General features: G+C 45.3%; 6 protein-coding genes and 1 tRNA gene. 4 read left to right on the top strand and 3 right to left on the bottom strand.

The window, feature by feature from the left end; all coding sequences use genetic code 11:
* Positions 1–230: 230 nt before the first annotated feature.
* Positions 231–302: transfer RNA gene (locus F6K20_RS20045), tRNA-Val, on the bottom strand.
* A 63-nt stretch (positions 303–365) separates the two neighbouring features.
* Here F6K20_RS20045 and F6K20_RS20050 point away from each other — a divergent pair.
* The 3 genes from F6K20_RS20050 to F6K20_RS20060 all read left to right on the top strand — a co-directional run bounded on the left by F6K20_RS20050 (position 366) and on the right by F6K20_RS20060 (position 2,484).
* The gene (locus F6K20_RS20050; RefSeq protein ID WP_008178375.1) at positions 366–971 is read left to right on the top strand and encodes a metal-binding protein; all 606 of its coding nucleotides are present in this window, start codon (positions 366–368) and stop codon (positions 969–971) included.
* Between the two features lie 312 nt (positions 972–1,283).
* Complete coding sequence (gene mazG, locus F6K20_RS20055; protein ID WP_287267777.1) at positions 1,284–2,123, top strand: nucleoside triphosphate pyrophosphohydrolase; 840 nt, start codon at positions 1,284–1,286, stop codon at positions 2,121–2,123.
* 160 nt (positions 2,124–2,283) lie between these two features.
* Positions 2,284–2,484, top strand: a complete 201-nt coding sequence (locus F6K20_RS20060) for a hypothetical protein (protein ID WP_008178378.1) — start codon at positions 2,284–2,286, stop codon at positions 2,482–2,484.
* A gap of 174 nt (positions 2,485–2,658) precedes the next feature.
* On the opposite strand, the gene F6K20_RS20065 is transcribed toward F6K20_RS20060, so the two are convergent.
* Complete coding sequence (locus F6K20_RS20065) at positions 2,659–4,230, bottom strand: YcjF family protein (RefSeq protein WP_008178381.1); 1,572 nt, start codon at positions 4,228–4,230, stop codon at positions 2,659–2,661.
* A gap of 302 nt (positions 4,231–4,532) precedes the next feature.
* Between F6K20_RS20065 and F6K20_RS20070 the strand changes: the two genes are divergently transcribed.
* Positions 4,533–5,054 carry a DUF937 domain-containing protein gene (locus tag F6K20_RS20070; protein ID WP_008178383.1) on the top strand — a complete coding sequence of 174 codons (522 nt, stop codon included), beginning with the start codon at positions 4,533–4,535 and terminating at the stop codon, positions 5,052–5,054.
* Between the two features lie 23 nt (positions 5,055–5,077).
* Here F6K20_RS20070 and F6K20_RS20075 read toward each other — a convergent pair whose 3' ends face one another.
* Complete coding sequence (locus F6K20_RS20075; RefSeq protein ID WP_008178385.1) at positions 5,078–6,103, bottom strand: Hpt domain-containing protein; 1,026 nt, start codon at positions 6,101–6,103, stop codon at positions 5,078–5,080.
* Positions 6,104–6,352: the final 249 nt, after the last annotated feature.

The following is a 6,352-nucleotide window of genomic DNA, read 5'->3' on the forward strand; positions in this document are numbered from 1 at the left end:
TCCGCGCTTCTCTGATGGAATATCCCGTGAGCGCCATAAAAATGTCAACAAAGTTGGTTCCACCGGGATTACAGTGCAACTATTAAACCCTTGGTTTTCGGCTTTAATTTAAGTTACATAATAATCCCTGTCGGTGTTACCCTAATTTAAGTCTAACAAATAATAAGAGTTTTTGGTAGACTCTGCGACATTTTTTCTAGCTGTTTACTAACCTTGGAATTTGACGGACATGGGCAGTACTGGATTCGAACCAGTGACGTCCTGCTTGTAAGGCAGGCGCTCTACCGCTGAGCTAACCGCCCGTATGCAATACTTACTTACTATAGCATATTTTTCCAAAGACGACAACAACTATAAAAAATAATATGTCCTCTGGCTATATACATGATCGCATAACCTTGTGGAGTTTGCCAGTAGTCACGGTTTTGAGCCTGGTAGTAACCCGGAGTAGTGATTTGACCTTGATTGTAGCTGGAGGCTTCCTGTTCGGTGGCTTGATGTTTAGCCCTGACTTAGACCTATACTCTCGACCCTTTAAGCGTTGGGGCTGGTTGCGCTGGATTTGGATCCCTTATCAGAGGATGGTGCCTCACCGTTCTATTTTTTCTCATGGACCAGTGATTGGGACAATTTTGCGACTGCTTTATCTAGCCAATTGGATTGTCTTGTTTGGGGGTGTGGGATTGCTGGTGTTTCAGCTATTCCAAGATGAACCGGATCGTTGGCTGGAGCTGATTCAAGGGCTGGGGGGTAGGGTGTGGGAATATCGTACCTGGTTGATGGCCTGTGTGGTCGGATTGGAGTTGGGTGCGATCGCGCATTTTGTGAGTGATTGGGGAAGTTCGGCTTATAAGCAGTTTAAAAAAGGGGGGATCACGGGGTTATGGTCTGGCAAGCAAGGGAGGAGCAAGGCCAGGGGTGCGGGTAAGACAAAACCACAAAGACCCAAAGCACGCAAAAGCAAGAGGTAAGCATATGCGCTACGCGCAGGCTACGCCAACAGCTATCAGCTGTCAGCCCTCAGCTAATCAACGGTCGGTAGTAAACAAGGTGGGGGGTGCTGGTACGGCTGGTTGAAAATCCCTGCTCGCTTTACTAATCCGACCCCGTACAGTTAAAGCGCCTGAAAGCTGATAGCACTTCAAGTAGCGTGGGCATAAGCTGATAGCTAATACGCGACACGCTGATACGCGACACGCTGATAGCTGAATGCTTACATAAAATTTGGCATTGGTGCTGGATTTCGTTAAGAATAATTAAGTTGCGTTTCGCTTTTCGGTTTTATGTGTAGTTCCCCTCAACAAGCTCAGCCAGTTAATCAGGTGTCGATGTTGGCCGCTTTGCAAGAGTTGATTGATGTAGTAGCCAGATTGCGATCGCCTGAGGGTGGTTGTCCTTGGGATTTGGCTCAGACCCCTCAATCCCTAATTCCTTATGTAATTGAAGAAGCTTATGAAGTAGTGGATGCAATTCGCAGTGAGGAGCAAAATGCGATCGCAGAGGAGTTGGGTGATTTGTTATTGCAGGTAGTTCTGCAAGCTCAAATTAGTAGTGAGCAAGGTCAGTTTACCTTGACCGAGGTAGCTCAGGGGATTACTCAAAAGCTAATCCGCCGTCATCCCCATGTTTTCGGTGATGTCGAGGTTGATAATGTCGAGGAGGTGCGTCAAAACTGGGAAAACATTAAGGCAGCAGAGAAAGGAGAAACCATTGCGGATAAGCAATTATTGAGTCGTAAACTGAGTCGCTATAGTAAAACTCTTCCCCCTCTAATGGCTGGGATGAAGATATCGAAAAAGGCCGCTAGTGGTGGGTTTGAGTGGGATAATGTTGAGGGAGTTTGGGATAAGTTTCACGAAGAATTGGCTGAGTTTCAACAAGCACTTGAACAGGACGATAAAGCCCACCAGGAAGCAGAATTGGGAGACGTATTGTTTACTCTGATTAATATTGCGCGTTGGTATGACCTTGACCCTTCAGCTGCTTTGCAGGGAACCCAGGGAAGGTTTATTGAAAGGTTAGCGCAAGTCGAAGCATTGGCTGAGCGCCCACTGTCTGATTACACCTTGGATGAGTTGGATGCTCTGTGGCAAAAGGCTAAAGCACTCTTAGCTCAGAAGTAGGGTCTCCTTAGAAGCATTCAGCAGAAGAAAAGACCCACGCTTAGTGGAAGTAGAAAGTGGGTGCCCAAGCAGATTTGATATTACAGGGGGTATAGCCCCACATCCCCAAGCTCCGGAAAAAGGTTAAAAATATAAACAACAGCCATTACCCTATAGTATAATGTTGGCTCCAGTTCGTCTTATTCCCGGTGCTATACCAGAACTATTTGCTAAAGTTAGCAGCTCTGGAAAAATTACTCTTGCTGATCGATATGGATTGATGGCAGCACTATTGGAGGATTCACTCACCTCCGAAGAGAGAGACTCCATCGACAGATTGCTCCACGCTGTACATCGGGGCAGGGTGAAACTTGCTACCTAGTGCATATACTATAGGTAGTAGATGCGTCTACTTAAGAAAACGATATAGAAAACAATAGATAAAAAGAAATCCCCCATTGATGTGAGGGGCATGGGGGGCTGGAGAAAACATTGAATCTACTCTATTTCATTAAACAAGAATTTGAGTCGATTTGATAGGCATTCTGGCTGTAGTTTAGGATTTCCTGCCTTTGTCCTTGATTTCGTCCCTTTCATCGATTGGTGATTGGGCTTCTGATTTTCCGGTCAGAGGTTGGACCACTTTTGCGATCGCTTCACTGACAAAAGCTTTAATAAACTCATCCCGCTGGTTTAACTGAAACTGCTTTTGGACTACTTCACTCATCCCTCCATCTCCCCAGTCTTGGTCATTGCGGAAGTATTCAATAAAGCTTTTCCCAGCAATTCGGATCAGATAAGCAGCAGTTACCCCCTGAATGGCTTTGCCGACAACATAGGTGGCAAGATTCAGTCTTAGTGTAGTGCTAAGGATTTGAATCGCTCCCTTGACAATACCCAAACTAGCTAAAGTTTTTCCCAAGGATAGGGCTAATTCCCTACCCCGTTCCATATTCAGTTCACAGCCGTAGATTTTGCCAATTTCGACTACCATTTGGGCATTTACTGCTGCAGTTGCTAATAAATCCACCACAGGTAAGGGAGTCAGAGAAATTACACTGGCCCCAATCCACTGGAACCGTTCCACCACTTTCTCTGCTTCTCGCCTGCGCTGCTTGTCGAGGATGTGTCGAGCTTCTTGGCCTAAGCGCTGGGATTGTAACAGAATGTTATCAGCAATCAACTCTTCTCCCTCTGCTCTTAATACAGCAGCTAAGCGACGGATTAAGGGCAAAATTTCCGGTTCAGGTTGGCAAAGTTGACCATTTTCTAGGGTAACAGGCTGGGGATTGGCTGCGATCGCAACTACATCTGAAGCAGGAATAAAGCCCCTTACTCGCTGGCGCAATCGTGCTAGAACCCTTTCTGAGTCTTGTTCCGTGTACAGGTCAATTTTATTGAAGACAAGAAGCGATCGCTTCCCAATCTGTGCCAATTTTTCGAATGGATCATACTCTGAGTGTCGTAAATCGTTATCCACCACAAACAACAACAAATCCGCTTCCGTTGCCAGATGTCGTGCCCATTGCTCTCGCTGAGTGCCAACTACACCAGATTCTAAAATTCCTGGTGTATCAGTAATCAGAATCGGGCGTTCTAATCCCTTCAGCTTTAGTTTGTAGGTTTCCCCAACCTCCGTCGTTCCCATGGGCGCACCCACTTGACCCACCATCCGACCAATCAAAGCATTCACTAGAGAGGTTTTGCCCGCTGAACCAGTACCAAACACTACCACTAACAGTTCCCCACGGGAGAGGATAGCTTCAATTTCTTCAGAGCGGCGCAGCATCGCTTGCCGTGACACTTCATCCTGAATCTGTTTGACCTGTTGCCTTACTGCTTTAAGGGTTTCTTCTGCTGCTTCGGTTTTCACCTCGGGGGCTTTAGGTTCCAGACGACCCTTACCTGGCCGTTTCCGGGATTTACCAAATAACCCCATGGTGTAGATTAAGGCCCATATTAGTAGCCCTAGCAAGGTAATCACCAACAGGAGCAGTAAATTAGCCAGTAGGGGAGCAGTAAAGGAAATTTGGATATACAGTTGGTACAGACCATTAATCAACCAAAGCATTAGCCCCAGAATAATAATGAGACCAATAATTAGGGTTAGTAAGCGTGGCAGGGGCATGGAAGATACGAGAGGTTTTAATTATTAATGTTAGAATATCCGACAAGAATTCCCCGATCTCCATCAGCCCGATCCGCTGTCTAATCACCTCTGTGTATAAGACCTGTAATAAGTGTGGATTGAGGCAACAGTGCAGGAGACAGAAAGCCCTAGCTAACTCGAAGGGTGTAGTGGAGGAGACTTCACATTAAGTAGTCAGCTATCAGCTATAGTGGGAAACTAAATCAGTAATTTATAATTGATTTTGGAAATAACTGTTTAAATCTGAATAAATCTGACTGTTTAAATCTGTAAAAAAAACAATGAGCTTATTCAATACTATTCTCAGTGCCATTAATAGTCCTACACAACAAGCTAGTTCTAGTCAGCTAGGGGATATTCTGGACACGGTACAGCAGTTGAGTGGTAACCATCACACCAATCCCTCAGCCGTGCAATCTGCTACCTCAATTGTAGGTAAGTATGTGCGTTCAGCCCTCCAACAAAAGCGCACAAGTGAAGGAGATGAGCAGGTACAAGCACTAGTTAATCAATTTGGTGGCATTGGTGCTAGTTCTCAAGTGGTCAATATGCTCTTTAGTGCGCCTCAGATCCAGGAGCTTGTTGGAGAAATTACTAGCAAGACAGGCATTAATGCTGGTATCATCCAAGCTATGCTACCCACCCTAGTCCCCGTGGTATTGAATTTCCTCAAGACTGGCACCAATATTGAGAATCCCCTTGGTTCTAATTCTGTACTCAGTGGCTTTCTAGATGCTGATGGGGATGGGGATGTGGATATTTATGATGCCATGCAGCTGGCATCACGGCACTTAGGAAGATAACCAAAAAACCCAGCTTGTTGGCTCTAGGAAGAAGCACGAGTTGCTGGAATCAGTAACTTAACCAGTTTTGACAGCTGGGGTTTATCAAAGGCTTGGATGAGTACCTTGGCAGCGGCTTTTGGTTCTAGCACAATCGTAATTTCCTTACCCTTAGTGGTTCGGCTTCGCCCAGTAGCTCCTACAGCTGCTAGTTTTTGGAGTCCTGAACTTGGAGCGATCGCAGCCGCTGCCTTTCGTAACTCCTCTAGATTACCCTGTGCTGCTTGCAACTGGTCACTAGCTTCCTTGAGTTCTTTGATTACTAATGGTGCTAACTGGATATAGGAGTTTTTAGGATTTGCGATCGCTTTATGGCAAACTCCCACTAATTTATGCCAACTACCAATCCCAGCCCCCAGTTTAGCCAGACGCTTACAAAGCTTTTGAAGTTGTTGGCGATTGGTTGGTGTGGAAGATTGTTTAAACAGCTCTAGCATATCTTTAAGCAGGCTAATCACCTTCGGCCCAAAGTCTGGGGGAAATTTTCCTTTTGCTGAAGAAGAAGCTTTGCTAGTCGAAACTTGATCAGAACGAATTGCTTTTTCAGCAGCAGAGCTAGAAGCCATTGCCGCTGGTAATTGACTCTCACCACTGACCAAAGTTTTGAGATAATTCTGTAATTGTTCAAAGCCTGGCTGAGCTGCTTTTAGAGTTTTTTCTGCTTCACTTTGCTCAAACCCAAACGGTCCTTCCAACAGATCAATCAAAGCTTTGAGGGTATCATAACTCTTTAAAAACAGAGTCTCCAGCTGTTGATCAACCTGAATCTTATTCTCTTGAAGTACTTTGAAAGAATCTTCTAAACGATGGGCAGTCTTTTGAATACTTGTAAACCCCAACATGGCCGCCCCGCCTTTAACAGAATGAGCAGCGCGAAACAATTCATTAACCGTCTCTGGTTCATTGACCACTGAGCCCAGATTTAACAGTCCCTGTTCAATGGTTTCCAGGTGTTCTTTCGCTTCTTCAATGAAATAGCCTAAAATCCTTTGCTGATTCCCAGCTTCCACGGCAATTTTTCCTTATCAGAACGGCTAATCACAACAGATTGATGATAATCATCAGAGCAACATTCGATCTGGTCAACGCAGTTTTAAAATTAGTAGACCATAGCGTTGGTTACAGCAACAGCTTATTCTGAGCTTACCCCAAATCAGCTATTGGGCTATCAATGGTGAAAACTGCTCTTAGATCTTCAGTTGGATCTCTATTGTGGCATCCCACACCAAGTCAGCAAAGACTTTACGCGAGCGTGAACA

The sequence above is a fragment of the Moorena sp. SIO2C4 genome (assembly GCF_010672485.1).
Taxonomy (GTDB): domain Bacteria; phylum Cyanobacteriota; class Cyanobacteriia; order Cyanobacteriales; family Coleofasciculaceae; genus Moorena; species Moorena producens.